Source organism: Streptomyces sp. NPDC002467 (genome assembly GCF_042889825.1).
GTDB lineage: Bacteria > Actinomycetota > Actinomycetes > Streptomycetales > Streptomycetaceae > Streptomyces.
In genome coordinates this window covers 18,471-36,562 of sequence record NZ_JBIARJ010000011.1, presented here as the reverse complement: position 1 = coordinate 36,562, position 18,092 = coordinate 18,471, and the positions used below count along the sequence as shown (strand labels likewise).

At 70.8% G+C, this 18,092-nt stretch carries 20 protein-coding genes; 13 read left to right on the top strand and 7 right to left on the bottom strand.

Annotated elements, in window-relative coordinates; genetic code table 11:
• Positions 1-181: 181 nt before the first annotated feature.
• The 8 genes from ACFYYJ_RS22720 (at position 182) to ACFYYJ_RS22685 (ending at position 8,270) form a co-directional block, all read left to right on the top strand.
• Positions 182-1,237, top strand: coding sequence for a BMP family protein (locus ACFYYJ_RS22720; RefSeq protein ID WP_385127506.1), 1,056 nt, complete (start codon positions 182-184; stop codon positions 1,235-1,237).
• A gap of 216 nt (positions 1,238-1,453) precedes the next feature.
• Positions 1,454-3,058 carry an ABC transporter ATP-binding protein gene (locus ACFYYJ_RS22715; RefSeq protein WP_384744719.1) on the top strand — a complete coding sequence of 535 codons (1,605 nt, stop codon included), beginning with the start codon at positions 1,454-1,456 and terminating at the stop codon, positions 3,056-3,058.
• Positions 3,055-4,170: an ABC transporter permease gene (locus ACFYYJ_RS22710; protein WP_384744660.1), complete on the top strand. Its 1,116-nt coding sequence runs from the start codon at positions 3,055-3,057 to the stop codon at positions 4,168-4,170. Before ACFYYJ_RS22715 ends, ACFYYJ_RS22710 begins: the two co-directional genes overlap by 4 nt.
• Positions 4,167-5,432 (top strand): ABC transporter permease, encoded by a 1,266-nt coding sequence (locus tag ACFYYJ_RS22705; protein ID WP_385363958.1) that lies wholly within the window; start codon positions 4,167-4,169, stop codon positions 5,430-5,432. Before ACFYYJ_RS22710 ends, ACFYYJ_RS22705 begins: the two co-directional genes overlap by 4 nt.
• A 5-nt stretch (positions 5,433-5,437) precedes the next feature.
• Positions 5,438-5,827, top strand: coding sequence for a cytidine deaminase (locus ACFYYJ_RS22700; protein ID WP_385127557.1), 390 nt, complete (start codon positions 5,438-5,440; stop codon positions 5,825-5,827).
• Between the two features lie 88 nt (positions 5,828-5,915).
• Complete coding sequence (locus tag ACFYYJ_RS22695) at positions 5,916-7,193, top strand: thymidine phosphorylase (protein ID WP_389134902.1); 1,278 nt, start codon at positions 5,916-5,918, stop codon at positions 7,191-7,193.
• Between the two features lie 95 nt (positions 7,194-7,288).
• Positions 7,289-7,879 (top strand): Uma2 family endonuclease, encoded by a 591-nt coding sequence (locus ACFYYJ_RS22690; protein ID WP_385127500.1) that lies wholly within the window; start codon positions 7,289-7,291, stop codon positions 7,877-7,879.
• 55 nt (positions 7,880-7,934) lie between these two features.
• Complete coding sequence (locus tag ACFYYJ_RS22685; RefSeq protein WP_389135208.1) at positions 7,935-8,270, top strand: STAS domain-containing protein; 336 nt, start codon at positions 7,935-7,937, stop codon at positions 8,268-8,270.
• Here the strand turns inward: ACFYYJ_RS22685 and ACFYYJ_RS22680 are convergent.
• Together ACFYYJ_RS22680 and ACFYYJ_RS22675 are read right to left on the bottom strand one after the other, a co-directional pair.
• A complete protein-coding gene (locus tag ACFYYJ_RS22680; protein WP_389134898.1) occupies positions 8,166-9,170 on the bottom strand; it encodes a sigma-70 family RNA polymerase sigma factor in 1,005 nt (334 codons plus the stop codon). The two genes, ACFYYJ_RS22685 and ACFYYJ_RS22680, sit on opposite strands and share 105 nt — an antisense overlap.
• Before the next feature lie 124 nt (positions 9,171-9,294).
• Positions 9,295-10,593 carry an MFS transporter gene (locus tag ACFYYJ_RS22675; RefSeq protein WP_385127494.1) on the bottom strand — a complete coding sequence of 433 codons (1,299 nt, stop codon included), beginning with the start codon at positions 10,591-10,593 and terminating at the stop codon, positions 9,295-9,297.
• A gap of 99 nt (positions 10,594-10,692) precedes the next feature.
• On the opposite strand from ACFYYJ_RS22675, the gene ACFYYJ_RS22670 reads away from it, so the two are divergent.
• Entirely contained in the window at positions 10,693-11,631 is a 939-nt protein-coding gene (locus ACFYYJ_RS22670; RefSeq protein WP_385127492.1) for a LysR family transcriptional regulator, read from the top strand.
• Positions 11,632-11,684: 53 nt separating this feature from the next.
• On the opposite strand, the gene ACFYYJ_RS22665 is transcribed toward ACFYYJ_RS22670, so the two are convergent.
• On the bottom strand, positions 11,685-12,758 hold the full coding sequence (locus ACFYYJ_RS22665) for a LuxR C-terminal-related transcriptional regulator (protein WP_385363961.1): 1,074 nt from the start codon (positions 12,756-12,758) through the stop codon (positions 11,685-11,687).
• Positions 12,759-13,049: 291 nt separating this feature from the next.
• Here ACFYYJ_RS22665 and ACFYYJ_RS22660 point away from each other — a divergent pair, with 291 nt between their 5' ends.
• Positions 13,050-13,439: a hypothetical protein gene (locus ACFYYJ_RS22660; RefSeq protein WP_389134894.1), complete on the top strand. Its 390-nt coding sequence runs from the start codon at positions 13,050-13,052 to the stop codon at positions 13,437-13,439.
• Here the strand turns inward: ACFYYJ_RS22660 and ACFYYJ_RS22655 are convergent.
• Together ACFYYJ_RS22655 and ACFYYJ_RS22650 are read right to left on the bottom strand one after the other, a co-directional pair.
• Positions 13,415-13,786, bottom strand: a complete 372-nt coding sequence (locus tag ACFYYJ_RS22655; RefSeq protein ID WP_384744677.1) for a cupin domain-containing protein — start codon at positions 13,784-13,786, stop codon at positions 13,415-13,417. The two genes, ACFYYJ_RS22660 and ACFYYJ_RS22655, sit on opposite strands and share 25 nt — an antisense overlap.
• Positions 13,787-13,859: 73 nt before the next feature.
• Positions 13,860-14,582 (bottom strand): alpha/beta hydrolase, encoded by a 723-nt coding sequence (locus tag ACFYYJ_RS22650; protein ID WP_389134891.1) that lies wholly within the window; start codon positions 14,580-14,582, stop codon positions 13,860-13,862.
• Positions 14,583-14,696: 114 nt separating this feature from the next.
• Between ACFYYJ_RS22650 and ACFYYJ_RS22645 the strand changes: the two genes are divergently transcribed.
• The 3 genes from ACFYYJ_RS22645 (at position 14,697) to ACFYYJ_RS22635 (ending at position 17,116) form a co-directional block, all read left to right on the top strand.
• Positions 14,697-15,845 (top strand): adenosine deaminase, encoded by a 1,149-nt coding sequence (locus tag ACFYYJ_RS22645; protein WP_385127484.1) that lies wholly within the window; start codon positions 14,697-14,699, stop codon positions 15,843-15,845.
• A gap of 140 nt (positions 15,846-15,985) precedes the next feature.
• Complete coding sequence (locus tag ACFYYJ_RS22640) at positions 15,986-16,249, top strand: hypothetical protein (protein WP_376657552.1); 264 nt, start codon at positions 15,986-15,988, stop codon at positions 16,247-16,249.
• A gap of 123 nt (positions 16,250-16,372) precedes the next feature.
• Positions 16,373-17,116 (top strand): hypothetical protein, encoded by a 744-nt coding sequence (locus tag ACFYYJ_RS22635; protein ID WP_389134888.1) that lies wholly within the window; start codon positions 16,373-16,375, stop codon positions 17,114-17,116.
• Between the two features lie 25 nt (positions 17,117-17,141).
• Here the strand turns inward: ACFYYJ_RS22635 and ACFYYJ_RS22630 are convergent, their stop codons facing one another.
• Positions 17,142-17,342 carry a PspC domain-containing protein gene (locus ACFYYJ_RS22630; protein WP_385127480.1) on the bottom strand — a complete coding sequence of 67 codons (201 nt, stop codon included), beginning with the start codon at positions 17,340-17,342 and terminating at the stop codon, positions 17,142-17,144.
• Positions 17,343-17,379: 37 nt separating this feature from the next.
• A complete protein-coding gene (locus ACFYYJ_RS22625) occupies positions 17,380-17,964 on the bottom strand; it encodes a VanZ family protein (RefSeq protein ID WP_389134885.1) in 585 nt (194 codons plus the stop codon).
• Between the last annotated feature and the right edge of the window lie 128 nt (positions 17,965-18,092).

The window sequence follows — 18,092 nt, the reverse complement described above, 5'->3', positions numbered from 1 at the left end:
GTCCAGCCCTTGGTACACAAGGGTTGGGCGTGTGACTCGTTACCGATCGGTCACTGTCTGATTCGCGACGATCCGATAACGACTCATGAACGGGCCTTTAACTGACATCTACGCGCGTTACGATCGCCGCGAAACCAGCGCCGGTCGTGGCGCTTCGGTCAGGTTTTGAAGGAGCCTCCCCTTGCGCCGGATCACCAGGATCGCCACCGTGGGCATCGCGTCCGCGGCGCTGGCCCTCTCGGCCACCGCCTGTGGCGGTAAGAAGTCGTCTGACACCTCCTCCGACAGCACGTCGCAGGCCGAGAGCGTCGCCATCGCGTACGACATCGGCGGCCGCGGCGACCAGTCGTTCAACGACGCCGCCTTCGCCGGCATGGAGAAGGCGAAGACCGACCTCCAGGTCAAGACCTCCGAGGCCGAGCCCACCGACGGCGAGGGCGAGGCCGACAAGGTCCAGCGCCTCACCGAGCTGGCCCGCAAGGGCAACAACCCGGTCATCGGCGTCGGCTTCTCCTACGCCCCGGCCATCAAGAAGGTCGCGCCGAAGTTCCCGAAGACCACCTTCGGCATCATCGACGACACCTCGGTGACCGGCCCGAACATCGCCAACCTCGTCTTCAACGAGGAGCAGGGCTCCTACCTGGCCGGCGTCGCCGCCGCCAAGGCGTCCAAGACCGGCACGGTCGGCTTCATCGGCGGTGTCGAGGTTCCGCTGATCAAGAAGTTCGAGGCGGGCTTCGCGCAGGGCGTCAAGGACACCAACCCGAACGCCAAGGTCCTGGTCCAGTACCTGACCCAGCCCCCGAACTTCGACGGCTTCTCGAAGCCCGACCTCGGCAAGGCCGCCGCGCAGGGTCAGATCGACCAGGGCGCCGACGTGGTCTACGCCGCCGCCGGTCTCGCGGGTTCCGGTGCCATCGAGGCCGCTTCGGCCAAGGGCAAGTGGGCCATCGGCGTCGACTCCGACCAGTACAACCAGGCCGGTCTGGCGAAGTACAAGGACGCCATCCTGACCTCGGTCACCAAGGACGTCTCGGACTCCGTCTTCAACCTGATCAAGTCGGTCAAGGACGGCAAGCCGACCACCGGGGAGATCCGCTACGGCCTGGACAAGGACGGCGTCGGCCTGGCCGACTCCAACCCGAAGTACAAGGAGATGACGGACGTCGTCGCCGCGGTGGAGAAGGCCAAGGCCGACATCATCGCCAAGAAGATCAACGTCAAGACCGCCCCGTAAGGTCGTTCCTGACATGTAGTCGTGGTCTCCGGGGTCCGGGCAGTGGTCTCATCCGCTCCCGGGCCCCGAGCCGCGTTCTGTGGGGCTCGTGGCCAGTTGGCCGCAAGTTTTCACTTCTGACAGTGCTACGCGCGTAGAAGCATCGTGGACGCGATACTTTCACTCCCCGCCCTGTCCTCCTGCCTTCCGCTCCTTCCGCGCCAAGGAGAGTGCGTCATCAACGCGTCCAGCCCGCCCCCCGCCGTAGAACTGCACGGCATCACCAAGCGCTTCCCCGGCGTCGTCGCCAACAAGGACATCGCGATCACCGTCCGCAAGGGCACGGTCCATGCCTTGATCGGCGAGAACGGCGCCGGCAAGTCGACCCTGATGAAGATCCTCTACGGCATGCAGAAGCCGGACGAGGGCACCATCGCGATCGACGGGGAGCAGGTCTCCTTCGCCAGCCCCGGCGACGCCATCGCCCGCGGCATCGGCATGGTGCACCAGCACTTCATGCTCGCCGACAACCTCACCGTCCTGGAGAACGTGGTCCTCGGCGGCGAGAAGCTGTACGGCATCGGTGCCAAGGCCCGTAAGAAGATCAAGGAGATCTCGGACGCGTACGGCCTCGGCGTGCGTCCCGACGCCCTGGTCGAGGACCTCGGTGTGGCCGACCGGCAGCGCGTGGAGATCCTCAAGGTCCTCTACCGCGGCGCCAAGATCCTCATCCTCGACGAGCCGACCGCCGTGCTCGTGCCGCAGGAAGTGGACGCGCTCTTCGACAACCTGCGCGAGCTCAAGGCCGAGGGCCTGACCGTCATCTTCATCTCGCACAAGCTGGGCGAGGTCCTGAAGGTCGCCGACGACATCACCGTCATCCGGCGCGGCACCACCGTCGGCACCGCCGACCCGAAGACCGCCACCACCAAGCAGCTCGCCGAGCTGATGGTCGGCTCCGAGCTCCCCTCGCCCGAGACCCGCGAGTCCACGGTGACCACCACGCCGATGCTCCAGGTCGACGGCCTGCGCCTGGCCGCCACCGACCCGGACGGCATCGTCCGCGAGGTGCTCGCCGGCATCGACTTCACCATCCACAAGGGTGAGGTGCTCGGCATCGCCGGCGTCGAGGGCAACGGCCAGACGGAGCTCATCGAGGCCCTCATGGGCATGAGCATCCCCGACGGCGGAACGATCACTCTGGACGGGACGGACATCTCCACCGCCCCGACCCGCAAGCGCCGGGTCGACGGCATCGGCTACATCCCCGAGGACCGCCACCGCCACGGCCTGCTGCTGGACGCCCCGCTGTGGGAGAACCGCATCCTCGGCCACGTCACCGAGGCGCCCAACTCCAAGCGCGGCATCCTCGACACCAAGGCCGCCCGCAAGGACACCGCGCGGATCGTCGTCGAGTACGACGTCCGCACGCCCGGCATCGACGTGACCGCGGCCTCGCTCTCCGGCGGCAACCAGCAGAAGCTGATCGTCGGCCGCGAGATGAGCCACAACCCGAAGTTCCTCATCGCCGCCCACCCCACCCGCGGTGTGGACGTCGGCGCGCAGGCGCAGATCTGGGACGCGATCCGCGAGGCCCGCCGCGAGGGTCTGGCCGTCCTGCTGATCTCCGCGGACCTGGACGAGCTCATCGGTCTGTCCGACACCCTGCGCGTGATCTACCGGGGTCGCCTGGTGGCGGAGGCCGATCCGGCGACCGTCACCCCGGAGGCCCTCGGCACCGCCATGACGGGTGCCGCCTCCGGCCACCTGGAAGCAACCGACAACCACTCCGCCGCCGGTACCGAGGCCGGTACCGACGCACCGGAGGACGAGGCCCGATGAAGAAATTCGACAAGGACCGGCTGATCCTCGGCATCGCCGGGCCCGTGGCGGCGCTCCTCAGCGCCTTCCTCCTGACCATGATCGTGCTGGCCGCGACGGGCATCGACCCGATCGAGCCGCTGCGCCTCATGGTGGAGAACGCCGGTTACGAGGACGTCCAGGTCCTCATCGTGAACCAGGCCGGTACGTACTACCTGGCGGCCATGGCCGTGGCCATCGGCTTCCGCATGAACCTCTTCAACATCGGCGTCGACGGCCAGTACCGCCTCGCGGCGATGCTGTCCGCCGTGGTCGGCGCGGCCGTGACCCTGCCGGGTCCGCTGCACCTGCTGCTGATCATCCTCGTGGCGATGCTCGTCGGCGCCTTCTGGTCCGGCATCGCCGGTGTCCTCAAGGCCAAGCGCGGCGTGAGCGAGGTCGTCTCGACGATCATGCTGAACGCCATCGCGACCGCCCTGATCGCCTGGCTGATGCTGACGAAGAACCTCGGCGTCCAGCCGGCGGGCTCCAACGACCTGACGACCGGCGACATCGCCCAGTCCGGCTGGTTCCCGGCCGTGGACCTCGGCGAGGGGCTGGAGATCTACGGCTTCACCTTCGTGGCCTTCGCCCTCGGCATCGTCTACTGGTTCACGCTCAACCGGACCCGCTTCGGCTTCGACCTGCGCGCCACCGGCGCCAGCGAATCCGCCGCGCAGGCCTCCGGCGTCGACGCCAAGAAGATGATCATCACGGCGATGCTCATCTCCGGTGCGGTCGCCGGCCTCGCGGGCATGCCGCAGCTCCTGGGCGAGACCCACACGTACAACCTGGCCTTCCCGACCGGTGTCGGCTTCACCGGCATCACCATCGCGCTGCTCGGCCGCAACAACCCGGTCGGCATCTTCTTCGCCGCGTTCCTGATGGCCTTCATCGACAAGGCCTCGGCCTCGCTCGACCAGGCCGGTTACGCGAAGGAGATCGGCACGATCATGAAGGGCCTGATCGTGATCGCGGTCGTCGTCTCCTACGAGCTCATCCGCCGTTACGGCATCCGCCGCCAGCAGCAGAAGGTCGGCGAGGAACTGGCCGCGGGCCACGCCATCAAGACCGAGAAGGAGGTCGCGGCGTGAGCACCAGCACCGTTTCCGCGACGGCCGCCGCCCCCAAGAAGTCGGCCGGCCGCAAGAAGCTCACCCTCCCGTGGATCATGCTGATCATCGCCGGCGCCCTCGCGCTGGTCTCGGTGGTCCGCCTGATCAGCGGCGCGAACGACCTGACCTCCGTCGGTCAGGTCTCCGGCGCCCTCTCGCTCGCCGTGCCGATCGGCCTCGCCGGCCTCGGCGGTCTGTGGGCCGAGCGAGCGGGCGTCGTCAACATCGGCCTCGAAGGCATGATGATCCTCGGCACCTGGTTCGGTGCCTGGGCCGGCTACCAGTGGGGCCCGTGGACGGGCGTCATCGCCGGCATCGTCGGCGGCGCCATCGGCGGCCTCCTGCACGCGATCATCACGGTCACCTTCAACGTCAACCACATCGTCTCCGGTGTGGCGGTCAACATCCTGGCCCTGGGCTTCACCCAGTACCTGTCGAACTTCACCTTCGCCGAGGCGCCCGGCGGCTCCTCGAAGCAGTCGCCGCAGGTCGAGCCGATCTACAAGATCACGGTGCCGGGGTTGTCCGACTGGATGGCCGACCTCCAGGCCAAGCACTGGTTCTTCGTCTCGGACCTCGCCGGCGTCATCGGCGGCCTGGTCACCGAGCTGTCGCTGCTGACCGTCGTCGCCCTGCTGCTGATCCCGGGCACCTGGTGGGTCCTGTGGCGCACCGCCTTCGGCCTGCGACTGCGCTCCTGCGGTGAGAACCCGACCGCCGCGGAGTCCCTCGGCGTCAACGTGTACAAGTACAAGTACATCGCCGTGATCGTCTCCGGTGGCCTCGCCGGCCTCGGCGGCGCGTTCCTGTCGATCGTCGCCAGCCCGATCTACCAGGAGGGCCAGACCGGCGGCCGCGGCTACATCGGTCTCGCCGCGATGATCTTCGGTAACTGGATGCCGGGCGGCATGGCGCTGGGCGCGGGCATGTTCGGCTACATCGACGGCCTCAAGCTGCGCGGTGGCGCCACGAACGTCCACGCGATGCTGCTGCTCCTCGCGATCGTGCTGGTGCTGGTCTGCGTCTGGCAGCTGTACAAGCGCAAGCACTTCCAGGCCGCCATCGCGCTGGCCTGCGCCGGTGGGCTGTCCGCCTGGTACGCGCTGACCGACCAGGTGCCCAGCCAGTTCGTGGACGCGGCCCCGTACGTGACCACGCTGCTGGTCCTCGCCCTGTCCTCGCAGCGCCTGCGCATGCCCAAGGCGGACGGCATGCCGTACCGCAAGGGCGAGGGCAAGTGACGGCGGTGCCCACCGTCGACTGGGAGGCCCTGCGCGAGGCCGCCCGGGACGCCATGTCCCGGGCGTACGCCCCCTACTCGGGCTTCCCGGTCGGCGTCGCCGCACGGGTCGACGACGGCAGGACGGTCGTCGGCTGCAACGTCGAGAACGCGAGCTACGGCCTCGGCCTGTGCGCCGAGTGCGGACTGGTCTCCTCCCTCCAGGCGACCGGCGGCGGCCGGCTGACGCACTTCACCTGCGTCGACGGCCGGGGCGAGATCCTCGTCCCGTGCGGCCGCTGCCGCCAGCTGCTCTTCGAATTCGGCGGACCGGACCTGCTGGTGGAAACCCCGAAGGGGATCCTCCCGCTGGCGGAGATGCTGCCGCAGGCCTTCGGGCCCGATCACTTGAGATAACCGTGCCGACGGCCCTCCACCCCCTTGGGCGGAGGGCCGTCGTACTTCCGCAACCCCCTCTCTCTATGCGCGTAGAAGGAAGCACCACATGGACGTCATCTCCGTCATCCGTACCAAGCGGGACCGCGGCGAGCTGAGCCCCGAGCAGATCGACTGGGTCATCGACGCGTACACGCGCGGCATCGTCGCCGACGAGCAGATGTCGGCGCTGGCGATGGCCATCCTGCTCAACGGCATGAACCGCACCGAGATCGCCCGCTGGACCGCCGCGATGATCGCCTCCGGCGAGCGCATGAACTTCGACGCGCTGTCCCGCCCGACCGCCGACAAGCACTCCACCGGCGGCGTCGGCGACAAGATCACCCTGCCGCTGGCCCCGCTCGTCGCCGCCTGCGGCGCGGCCGTCCCGCAGTTGTCGGGCCGCGGCCTCGGCCACACCGGCGGCACCCTCGACAAGCTGGAGTCCATCCCCGGCTGGCGCGCGCTGCTGTCCAACGAGGAGATGATGCACGTCCTCGACACCACCGGCGCGGTCATCTGCGCGGCGGGCGACGGCCTGGCCCCGGCGGACAAGAAGCTCTACGCCCTGCGCGACGTCACCGGCACCGTCGAGGCCATCCCGCTGATCGCCTCCTCGATCATGTCCAAGAAGATCGCCGAGGGCACGGGCTCCCTCGTCCTGGACGTGAAGGTCGGCTCCGGCGCCTTCATGAAGAACATCGAGGACGCCCGCGAGCTCGCCCGCACCATGGTCGGCCTCGGCACCGACTCCGGCGTCAAGACGGTCGCCCTGCTCACCGACATGTCCACCCCGCTCGGCCTGACCGCCGGCAACGCCCTCGAAGTCCGCGAGTCGGTCGAGGTCCTGGCCGGTGGCGGCCCCGCGGACGTCGTCGAGCTGACCATCGCCCTGGCCAAGGAGATGCTGGAGGCCGCCGGCATCAAGGACGCCGACCCGGCGAAGGCCCTGGCCGACGGCTCCGCGATGGACCACTGGCGCCGGATGATCGCGGCCCAGGGCGGCGACCCGGACGCGGCCCTGCCGGTCGCCCGCGAGCAGCACGTGATCACCGCCCCCGAGTCGGGCGTCCTGACCCGCCTCGACGCCTACGGCGTGGGCGTCGGCGCCTGGCGCCTGGGCGCCGGCCGCGCGCGCAAGGAGGACCCGGTGCAGGCGGGCGCGGGCATCGAACTCCACGCGAAGCCGGGCGACACCGTGACGGCCGGTCAGCCGCTGATGACCCTGCACACGGACACCCCGGAGAAGTTCGACTACGCCCTGGCCTCCCTGGAGGGCACGTACGACATCGCCCCGGCCGGCACGACGTTCTCCGCCACGCCGATCGTCCTGGACCGCATCGCCTGACCTGCGGCTTCCCTTTCGGGTGAACGGGACCGGTGGACCCCCGCCGGTCCCGTTCGGCATGCTGGGATCGGTGCCATCAGCTTGAGGAGCACACGATGAGCGCACTCACCGTCCAGCAGGAGCCCGCAAGCGGCGACAACTGGGACGAGCTCGTCCGCCTCTGGGAGGAGACGGACTGGCCGGAGGGCTGCAAGGTGGAGATCATCGGGGGGATCATCACCGTGGCACCACCGCCCGTCAACCACCACAACTACATCGCGGTCAAGGTCCAACGGGCCCTGTTGCCGGTGCTCCCCGAAGCCTGCGAGGTGTACCAGACGCTCAATGTGGCGGTCCCGTCCCGCGTGGGCCTTTACATCCCGGACCTGGTGGTCGTACCCGACCAGGCTGCCCTGGAGGAAGGAAACTACGTCCCGGCCGCCGTTGCGGAACTGGTGGTGGAGATCACCTCGAAGTCCAACGCCGTCAACGACCGTGTCGCCAAGCTGGCGGGCTACGCGACCGCCGCCATCCCGCTGTATCTGCTCATCGACGCCTTCGCGTCCGGCGGGCCGACCATCACGCTGTACGGCGAGCCGAACAACGGGCACTACCGGATTCTTCAGGCAGGCAAATTCGGCGAGACCTTCCACCTCCCCGCACCGTTCGACCTCAAGCTGGACACGTCCGCCTTCCCGACGCCTTGAGGCCGGCCCGGCGCCGATGAGTTCCGGCGGCCCGGGGAGTCACCCTCTCGTGACGATGAGACGACTCGTGCTGCCCGGACCCACCCCGACCGCACCCGACGCCGCGCGCCTGTGCGCGCGCCTGGCCCGGATGTACGAGGACGGCGCGCGCACGGTGGAGTGCGACGCCGGCGCCGTCACCGCGCCGGGACTGGCGGCGGTGGAGGTCCTGGCCCGGCTGCGGCTGACCGCCCGCGGACACGGCCGGGCCCTCACCGTGACCGGCGTCGGGCCCGCCTACCGCGCGCTACTGGACCTCGTCGGCCTCGTCGAGCTGCTCGGGGAGGCCGAACAGCGGGAACCACCGGGCGGTGTCCAGGAAGGCGTTGAGCCCGACGATCTTGCCGTCTGAGATCTCCAGCACCTGGAGCGCCCACGGCACGTGGCCCGTGCCCGAGGCGGCCGGACGGTACTGGCCGAAGGCCGGCAGGCCGTTCGCCGTCGTCGGGACCAGACGGGAGCCCTTGCAGCCGATGCCCTGGTTCAGGTGCCACGCCGCGATGTCGGCGTGGCCCTGCAGCCACAGGTCGAACGGCGGCATCGACAGCACCGCGTCCTCGTGCAGCAGGGTGGTCAGCCGCGAGATGTCGTAGGCCTCGAAGGCGGACAGGTACTGCTCCAGCAGCTTCGCCTGGTCCGCGTCCAGCGGGTCCGCCGGATCGCTGTCGCGGATCCCGTGCGAGGCCAGCGTGGCCCGGGCCCGCTGCAGCGCGCTGTTCACCGACGCCACCGTGGTCTCCAGCAGCACGGCGACCTCGTCGGCCTTCCAGGCCAGCACCTCGCGCAGGATCAGCACCGCCCGCTGCTTCGCCGGCAGGTGCTGCAGCGCCGCGACGAAGGCCAGGCGCACGGATTCCTTCGCCAGGGCCATCTCCGCCGGGTCGGCGGTCTGCGGCAGCACCCGGCCGTCCGGGACCGGCTCCAGCCAGGTCACCTCGGAGCGCTCGTTGAGCACGGCGGAGGCCTGGTGCTGCGGAGCGGTCAGGTCCATCGGGCGGGCCCGCTTGTTCCCCGCGTTCAGCAGGTCCAGGCACACGTTCGTGGCGATCCGGTACAGCCACGACCGCAGCGACGACCGACCCTCGAACTTCTCGTAGCTGCGCCAGGCGCGGACGTACGTGTCCTGCACGGCGTCCTCGGCGTCGAAGGAGGAGCCCAGCATGCGGTAGCAGTAGCCGGTGAGCTCCACCCGGTACCGGTCCATCGCCGTGTCGAGATCGAGGTCCTGCGGTGTCGTCGCCAGCTCGCTCATGGTGTCTTCCCCCTGGTGCATCCGGTACTTCGGAAACTACCGGAGGGCTCTGACAACGGCAGCCCGAACGGCCCAAGGACCGTTCGGGCGTGTCTCGACGTGCCGCGACGTGTCTCGACGTGCCTCAGCGCGCGGCGACCGCGGCCCCCGGCAGGCGCCGCTCGGCGCGGGCCGCGTGCGACCCGTACAGGGTGATCGACACGACGCCGAGCACCGCCAGCAGCGCGATGCCGACCGTCGCCGCCCAGCCCGCCGAGTGGTAGGCGAGCGCACCCAGGGTGCCGCCGGCGCTGGAGCCCAGGTAGTACGCCGACTGGTACAGGGCGGAGGCCTGCGCCCGGCCCGTCTTCGCCGTCCGGCTCACCGACGAGGAGGCCACCGCGTGGCCCGCGAAGAAGCCCGCCGTGATCAGGACCAGCCCGACCAGGATCGCGGCCAGGGAATCCGACAGCGACAGCAGCAGCCCCAGCGCGGTCGTGGTCACCGCCAGGTACAGCGCGCCGCGCCGCCCCGTCCGGGCCACCAGCTGCCCGGCGGCCGCCGAGGAGACCGTACCGACCAGGTAGATCAGGAAGATCGAACCGATCACGCCCTGCCCGAGGGAGAACGGCTCCTCGACCAGGCGGTAGCCGATGACGGTGTACACCGCGCCGAAGACGGTCATGAACAGCGCGCCGATCCCGTACAGCCGCAGCAGCAGCGGATCCCGCAGGTGACCGGCGACCGTACGACCCACCGCACGCGGGTTCAGCGACGCCGGCCGGAAGAACCGCGCCCGCGGCAGCAGCACCAGGAACGCCACCGCGCACGCCAGCGACATCAGCGCGACGGCCCCCAGCCCGGCCCGCCAGCCCCACAGCTGCGCGGCCCAGCCGGTGACGAGGCGGCCGCTCATGCCGCCGATCGAATTGCCCGCCACGAACAGGCCGATCGCGGCGACCAGCGCCTTCGGCTTGACCTCCTCCGCGAGGTACGCCATCGCGGAGGCCGGGATCCCGGCGATCGCCGCGCCCTGGACGGCACGCAGCCCGATCAGCCACTCCAGGTTCGGCGCGAACGGGATCAGCAGGGCCACGCCCACGGCCACGATCATCGAGCAGGTCATCATCCGGGTCCGCCCGAACCGCTCGGACAACGCGCTGAGCGGCAGGACGAACAGGGCGAGCGCACCGGTGGCCGCGGACACCGTCCAGCTGGCCTGACCCGCCGTCACGCCGAAACCGGCGGAGATCGCGGGCAGCAGCGCCTGCGTGGAGTAGAGGAGGGCGAAGGTCGCGAGTCCGGCGGCGAAGAGCGCGAGGCTCATCCGGCGGTAGCCGGGGCGGCCGGGGGAGAGGGCTTCGCGTGTCCGGTCCGGAGGCGCGAGGGACGACGGGGTGGAGGCACCCGTGGTGACGGATGCCCCGGTATGAGCGGGAGACATGCTTCGACGGTAGGCCCGCCCCCTTTCATGCGTCCAATGCACAGAATCGCGATAATCAATCCACTCATGCATCAGCACAGCTCAGGGCGGCGCACGTCGATGAACCGTTACGAAGAAGACTTGTCCGTGACACAACTGCTGGCCCCGCGCCTCGCGTACTTCGCGGCCGTCGCCCGGCACGAGCACGTCACGCGCGCGGCCCACGAACTGGGCGTCCCGCAGTCCACCCTCTCGCGGGCGATGGTCCGCCTCGAACAGGACCTGGGCGTCACGCTGTTCGCCCGCAAGGGCCGCACCGTCGCCCTCACCACCGCCGGCCGCACCTTCCTGGCCTCCGCCCAACAGGCCCTCGACGGCATCGCCCGCGCCGCCGAATCAGTCCAGCAGGACGCCGACCCGGCCTACGGCAAGGTCGCCTTCGGCTTCCTGCACACCCTGGGCTCCGAGACCGTACCCGGCCTCATCCGCGCCTTCCGCGCCGACCACCCGCGGATCCGCTTCTCCCTCGTCCAGAACTACGGCGAGGCCATGCTGGAGAAGCTGCGCTCCGGCGAACTCGACCTCTGCCTCACCTCACCCGTCCCCGACGCCCCCGACCTCGTCGCCCGCCGCCTCGACGAACAGCGCCTGCGCCTCGTCGTCCCCGACGACCACCGCCTCGCCGGCCGCAAGCGCATCCGCCTCGCCGAGGCCGCCGAGGAAACCTTCGTCACCCTGGAACCCGGCTACGGCCTGCGCCGCATCACCGACGACCTGTGCGCGGAAGCCGGCTTCACCCCCCGGGTCGCCTTCGAGGGCGAGGAGGCCGAGACCCTGCGCGGCCTGGTCGCCGCGGGCCTGGGCGTGGCCCTCCTGCCCCCGCCGGCCGTGGCCCGCCCCGGCGTGGTCGAACTGACGGTCACCGCCCCGCGCGCGGTCCGCGAGATCGGCGTCGCCTGGCTCGACGGCCACCCGGACACACCCCCGGTGGCCGAGTTCAAACGCTTCCTGCTCTCCCGCCGGGGGCGGCTGATCCCGGAACTGGAGTCGCCTGCCTAGGCGTCCGAGGCGCGGGGTCCGGGGCGGGGCCCCGGGTCCGGGCGCAGCCCGGCTCACGCCTCCGGCGCCTCCGGCTCGTCCGGGGCGGGCGGCACGGCAGAGGGCGCGGCCGGCGGCCCCAGCAAGTAGCCGGCCTGGAAGCGGGACTTGGCGCCCACCGCTCGCATGATCTCGGCGATGTGCCGCTGGCAGGTCCGCTCCGACATGCCCAGCCGGCGCGCGATCACCTTGTCCTCCAGGCCCTCCGACAGCAGCCGTACGATCGTCTGCCGCAGCTCGTCCGAGATGGACCGGGCCGCATCCGGGCTCACCGACGTCGGGAACGGTTCCGCTCCCAGCCACGACCGCTCGAACGCCGCCGTCATGAAGTGGACGACGTTCGGCTCCCGCACCACCAGCGCCGCCCCGCTCCGCTCCGGAACCGCCATCAGGCCCGTGTGGCCGTCGAAGACCAGCATCCGCATCAGCCCGTCGCCCAGCGTCCGCACCTGCGCGCCCAACGCCGTCACCCGTTCCACGTACGCCGCCGTGGGCCGCGAGTAGCGCGCCGTGTGCTGGTAGATCGTCCGCATCCGGACCCCGCGCGCCAGCAGCGACTCGTCCCGCCCGATCGCCTCCTCCAGGGTCTCCAGCGGCCGGGCGCCACCGGGCTGCGAGGTCAGCAGCTCCCGGTCGCACGCCGCGACCAGCTCCGTGATCAGCCCCCGCACCGCCCCCAGGTCGGTGACCAGCTCCAGGCGTCCCGAAGCGCTGAGGTCCCGGTGCGAGGTCCCCGCCTCGTACGCCGGTACCAGCGCCTCCAACCGCCCCCGCAGTCGGTCCATCTCGTCGTGGGTCTCCCGTACGAGCAGGGCCAGTGGGGCCAGCGCACGCGCCGCTGCCGCCCGGGGAGCCACCGCGCTCCACCGCTCGGGGCCGGCGCCCGGGGCGCGCTGGAGCAGGTGCGCGGCGGCCAGCTCGGTGATCGCGGTGGCCGCGCGCACGCCCAGCGCCCCCGTCGCCTCTCCCGCGTCAAAGGAATGCCGCTCGACCGCGTACGCGTACAGGCGCAGCGCGGCGGGGCTCAGCTCCCCGGGTGGCCCGGCCTCTCCGTCTTCCCCGGTCGCTCCTGCTTCATCGGGTCGCATATGCCTATTCATCCCTGTACGGGATGATCTGTAAACCCCTCGTGTTCCCGCAAGGCGGCAAGACGACCCCTGCCCCGACACGTTCGGCATATGCCGAAGAGGCACAGTGTCAGGACGGCGTGAGGGGGAGCGCGGTATGCGGCAGCAATGGACGCCCGACGGGGGACGGGGGCCCGTTGCCGTCCTGCTGAGCCCGCGACCAGCCGTGGTGGCGGCCGCCCGCCCGGGGGCACCTCCCAGCGGTAGCTGGGGGAGGGTGCGCACACCGTGGTGGTCGCGCCGGTTCCATCGGTGTCCACCGACCGTGAGGGGGCGGAGCGGCGGGTACGGACGGACTGGCGCGACCACGGCCACCTCATCGGGGGGTTAGGCCGCATGGAGGCCGTCCGCCGGGGCCGCGCCGCCGTGTTCGGCTTCGACGCCGCCGGGGCCCTCGCCGCCGCCCGGTGCGTGCCGGGCGTGGTCCGGGTGCAGCTGCAGATCCCGCCGGGCGCGGTGGTGCGCAGCGCCCCGACCGGCGCGCTGCACCACGCGTACGTCCTCGCCACCGACCCCACGGCGGACGGCCTCGCCCGCACCCTGGACCGCGCGGTCACGCTCCTCGGCCAGGGCCAAGGCCAGGGCGGGAGTCAGGGGCCGCCGACCCGGCGGACGCGTCAGCCGGACGCCGGCCTCGCGTAGTCGACGTAACCCGTCCAGTCCAGCGCGACGCAGGGCTCGTCACCCAGCACCCACGCGTCATGCCCGGGCGCGATCTGGATGAAGTCACCGGGGCCGATCTCGCCGCTCTCCCCGTCGTCCATGACGATCTTCATGCGCCCGCTCACCACGTACCCGGTGTGGGCGGACTGGCAGCTGTCCGTGCCCGCGATCGGCTTGACGTGCATCGACCACCGCCAGCCGGGCTCGAAGACCGCGCGTCCCACGGCGCCGCCCTCGGTGTTGAAGAGGTCCAGCCTGCCCGTCTTGGCCTCGAACGGTCGGGTCTCGTCCGGCTCGTCGAAGTTCTTGTGCAGCAATCCGCCCATGGTCGATCGCCCTCCGGGAGAGGTGAGCACCCCGAGTCCATTCCTCACGGTACGCCCGGGGCACCCGGCCCGCTCACCCCCTCAGCGACCGCCCGAACCCGGAGGCCAGCGGCATCCGCAGACCCAGCGGCGGGGGAGCGGCCAGGGCGTCCGTCACCGGGCGGGAGTAGCGGCCCGGGCCCAGGGAGCCCAGGACGAAATCCACGGCCAGCGCCACCACTTCCGCCTGGTGCTCGCGCAGCCCGTGCCCGTCCGAGTGGACTTCGAACCGGCAGGTAGAACGATTCGCCTTCTTCGCCCGCGCCGCCAGCCGGAACGAACACTCCGGGTCGCTGCGCGCGTCGTTGGTGCCGTGGACGATCAGGACCTGCCGCCCCGACAGCTGTTTCACCGGTTCAGGGGATTCGGCGTCGGCCACCTCGTGTAACGAAGGGGCCATCGCCAGAACGGAGTTGACGGCCTCGTGCCCCGCCGCCCGCAGCGCCGTCAGCCCTCCCGCGTCGTATCCGGCCAGGCACACCGGTACGTCCCCGTACCGTCGGCCCACCTCGTCCGCGGCCCACCGGGCCTGGTCCTCCCGGGACGCCTGGCCACCGTGTACGACGGTGTGCGCCACCAGCCCGTTCGCCGCACCCGCCCGGGCCAGCGCCCGCGCGAGCGGGCGCAGCGGACCGGGGAACCATCTGGACGCCCCCGGAAGCAGGAGCACCACACCACTGACCGTCGATACCGAGCCGTTCGCGCCGGCCACCCGTCCCAGACGGGCCCCGCGCGCCGGCGGCGCATGCTGTGCCATGGCGGAACAGTCTCAGACCCCGAGGTGTACGCCATCCGTCCGCGCGGTCACTGTTACATATCGGCGGACGCCGTCGGCATCCCGCTCTACGCGCGTAGGAGCTAGAGTGCCCAGATGACGAGCGAGACCCCCACCCTGCCGACCCCGGACCAGATCCGCCGCTCCCCGAAGGTGCTCCTGCACGATCACCTCGACGGAGGCCTGCGCCCCGGGACCATCATCGAGCTGGCCCGCGAGGTCGGCTACGAGAACCTGCCGGAGACCGACGCCGACAAGCTCGGCATCTGGTTCCGCGAAGCCGCCGACTCCGGCTCCCTGCCCCGCTACCTGGAGACCTTCGCGCACACCTGCGCGGTCATGCAGACCAAGGAGGCCCTCTACCGGGTCGCCGCGGAATGCGCCGAGGACCTGGCCGAGGACGGCGTCGTGTACGCCGAGATCCGCTACGCCCCCGAGCAGCACCTGGAGAAGGGGCTGACCCTCGAAGAGGTCGTCGAGGCCGTGAACGAGGGCTTCCGCGAGGGCGAGCGCCGCGCCAAGGCCAACGGCCACCGCATCCGCGTCGGCGCCCTGCTCACCGCGATGCGCCACGCCGCCCGCGCGCTGGAGATCGCGGAGCTGGCCAACCGCTACCGCGACCACGGCGTCGTCGGCTTCGACATCGCGGGTGCCGAGGCCGGGTTCCCTCCCACCCGCCACCTCGACGCCTTCGAGTACCTCAAGCGCGAGAACAACCACTTCACCATCCACGCGGGCGAGGCCTTCGGTCTGCCGTCGATCTGGCAGGCCCTGCAGTGGTGCGGCGCCGACCGCCTCGGTCACGGCGTGCGGATCATCGACGACATCGAGGTCGCCGACGACGGCTCCGTGACGCTGGGCCGGCTGGCCTCGTACGTCCGGGACAAGCGCATCCCCCTGGAGATGTGCCCGACCTCGAACCTGCAGACGGCCGCGGCCGCCTCGTACGGCGAGCACCCGATCGGTCTGCTGCGGAAGCTGCACTTCAGGCTCACGGTCAACACCGACAACCGCCTGATGAGCGGCACCAGCATGAGCCGCGAGTTCGAGCACCTGGTCGACGCCTTCGGGTACTCCCTGGACGACATCCAGTGGTTCACCGTCAATGCCATGAAGTCCGCGTTCATTCCTTTCGATGAACGACTGGCCATGATCAACGAAGTGATCAAGCCGGGCTATGCGGAGCTGAAGTCCGAGTGGCTCTTCCAGCAGACCGCCTCCACCAGCGGTTCCGTCCTGGCGTAGGCCACGACTTGACGTACCGAAAGCGCCCGGGAGGAGCAATTCCCGGGCGCTTTCTCGTATTTAAGGATGTTTGCGGGCCGGGGTTTGAAGTGACTAGTTTGCGGAGCCGCCCAAATTCCCCGTCGCAAGGACGATCCTTCATGAAGCAGTCAGCTGCCAAGACCCTCGGTGTCGCCGCCCTCGGCGCCGCCTTCGCCGCCGTCGCCGCGGGCACCGCGTCGGCCGCCGTGCCGGCCGTCGGCCTCACCGACACGCTGGGCACCGCCACCACCGCCGTCCAGGGCCTCACCAGCCAGCAGCACATGGGCGCCGAGGAAGGTCAGCAGTCCAGCGACCCGGCGGCCGCGCTCGGCCCGGTGACCGGCCTGCTCGGCGGCCTGCCGACCAGCGGTCTCGGCGCCTGATCCTCGTACGCGCGTACCCGTGGCGCACACCCCTTCGAGCGGGTGGGCGCCACGTCGCGTCGTATGCCACGATCATCGCCAACTGCCCACCCAGGTACGGGGTATGAGGTTCCGATCATGCGCATGAAGGCACGAGCGACGACCGTCGCGCTGCTCCCCGCCCTGCTGTTCGCGGCCGTGGGATGCAGCAGTACGAACACCCCCGCGGGCGGCAAGGCCCCGGACCCGAAGGGGTCCCCGGCCGCGCCCGCCGCCTCCGCCCCGGCCCCCGCGGGCTCCGCCCCCGCCAAGACCGGCGGGAGCAAACTGGAGCGGTCCGCGCTGGAACAGGGCGACCTGCCCGGCTACCAGATCTCCGCCCAGGGCAAGAACCCGAACGCCCCGGACGGCCAGCCCCAGGCCGACAAGAAGGCCTGCCAGCCGCTCGCCGACATCATGGGCGACAAGCCGGACCCGGCCGCGCGCCAGACCGTCAACCGCGGCATCGGATCCCAGAAACAACTCGGACTCGCCGTCTCCGCCTCCGTCAGCTCCTACACCGAGAGCGACGCCAAGGCGCTGATCGCCCGGCTCAAGGCCGCCGTGGCCGCGTGCGGCACGGGCTTCTCCGCCACCGTCGAGAAGCAGACGGCCGGCTACCGCGACGTACGCGCCGCCGACTACCGCACCGCAGGTGACGAGACCGTCAGCTGGACCACGACCGCCGCCGGCCAGGGCGTCTCCGCCCAGGTCCACCTCGTCGTCGTGCGCGAGGGCGACACCGTCGTGCGACTGATGGCGCTCGACGTGGCCTCCGGCCAGAAGCAGGTGCGGGTGCCGCAGGAAGTGGCGGACGGGCAACTGGAGAAGATCAAGCACGCCGCCTGACCCCTCCGGGGTCCACCCGCGTCCGCTACCAGGCGGTGGACGCGGGCTTCTCGTTCGGCAGCAGCAGCCAGAGCGCCAGGTAGATCAGGAACTGCGGACCGGGCAGCAGACACGAGACGACGAATATGACGCGCATCGTGTTCGCCTTGATTCCGAAGCGGCGCGCCAGCCCCGCGCACACTCCACCGATCATTCGGCCGTCACGGGGGCGGACAATGGCGCTCATGGGTTCTCCTTCGTCGGGATCGCTCGATTGCGATGTCTCAATACTCCCGGGGAACCGCCGACAGGACGTCGGTCCAGGGGCCGAGCCCGACCCTGGTAATTTTCGGGGTCGCCCCCTGATAAGCGGCGCGTGAGCGGCGCACCCGCGCCCGCGCCCGCAGCGCCGGTACGACGGCCAGGTGCGCCAGCACCACGCCCACCGTGTTCAGCAGCACCGAGTCCACGTCGACGACCTGCCCGGGGACCGCGGTCTGGAACATCACGATGCTCGCCGAGACCAGCGCACCCGCCGCGGTGGTACGCACCAGCGAGGACCACGCCGACAGCGCCGACGGCGCGAGCCGCCCGCTGACCAGCGGCAACAGCACCCCGAGCGGGGCCAGCAGGGCAAGCCCCTCCCCGAGCCGCCGGGCACCTTCGAGGGGCCCGGCCGTGAAGGCCGCCCTGATCCCCTCCAACGGGCTCAGATTGGCGGCCGCGGCCCACGGCACGTCGAGGGGGCGGAGGGTCAGCCAGCCGACGACCAGGAGGTGCGCGGCCAGCAGGGCCGCGGCCAGGAGCCGGAGCCGAAGGGAGACGGCGGGGGCGGTGCCGGTGCTTTCGCCGGCCTCATTGCGCTGCACACCTGCGAGGACGCGCCATGCGGCGGGGGCGGTTCCGCCGGTGGGGCGTGCTCGCTGAGGAACGCATGAGAAAACGTATGAGAATCCGAGCGGACGAACGCCCGGCACGAACGCGGCTCGTGCCGCGG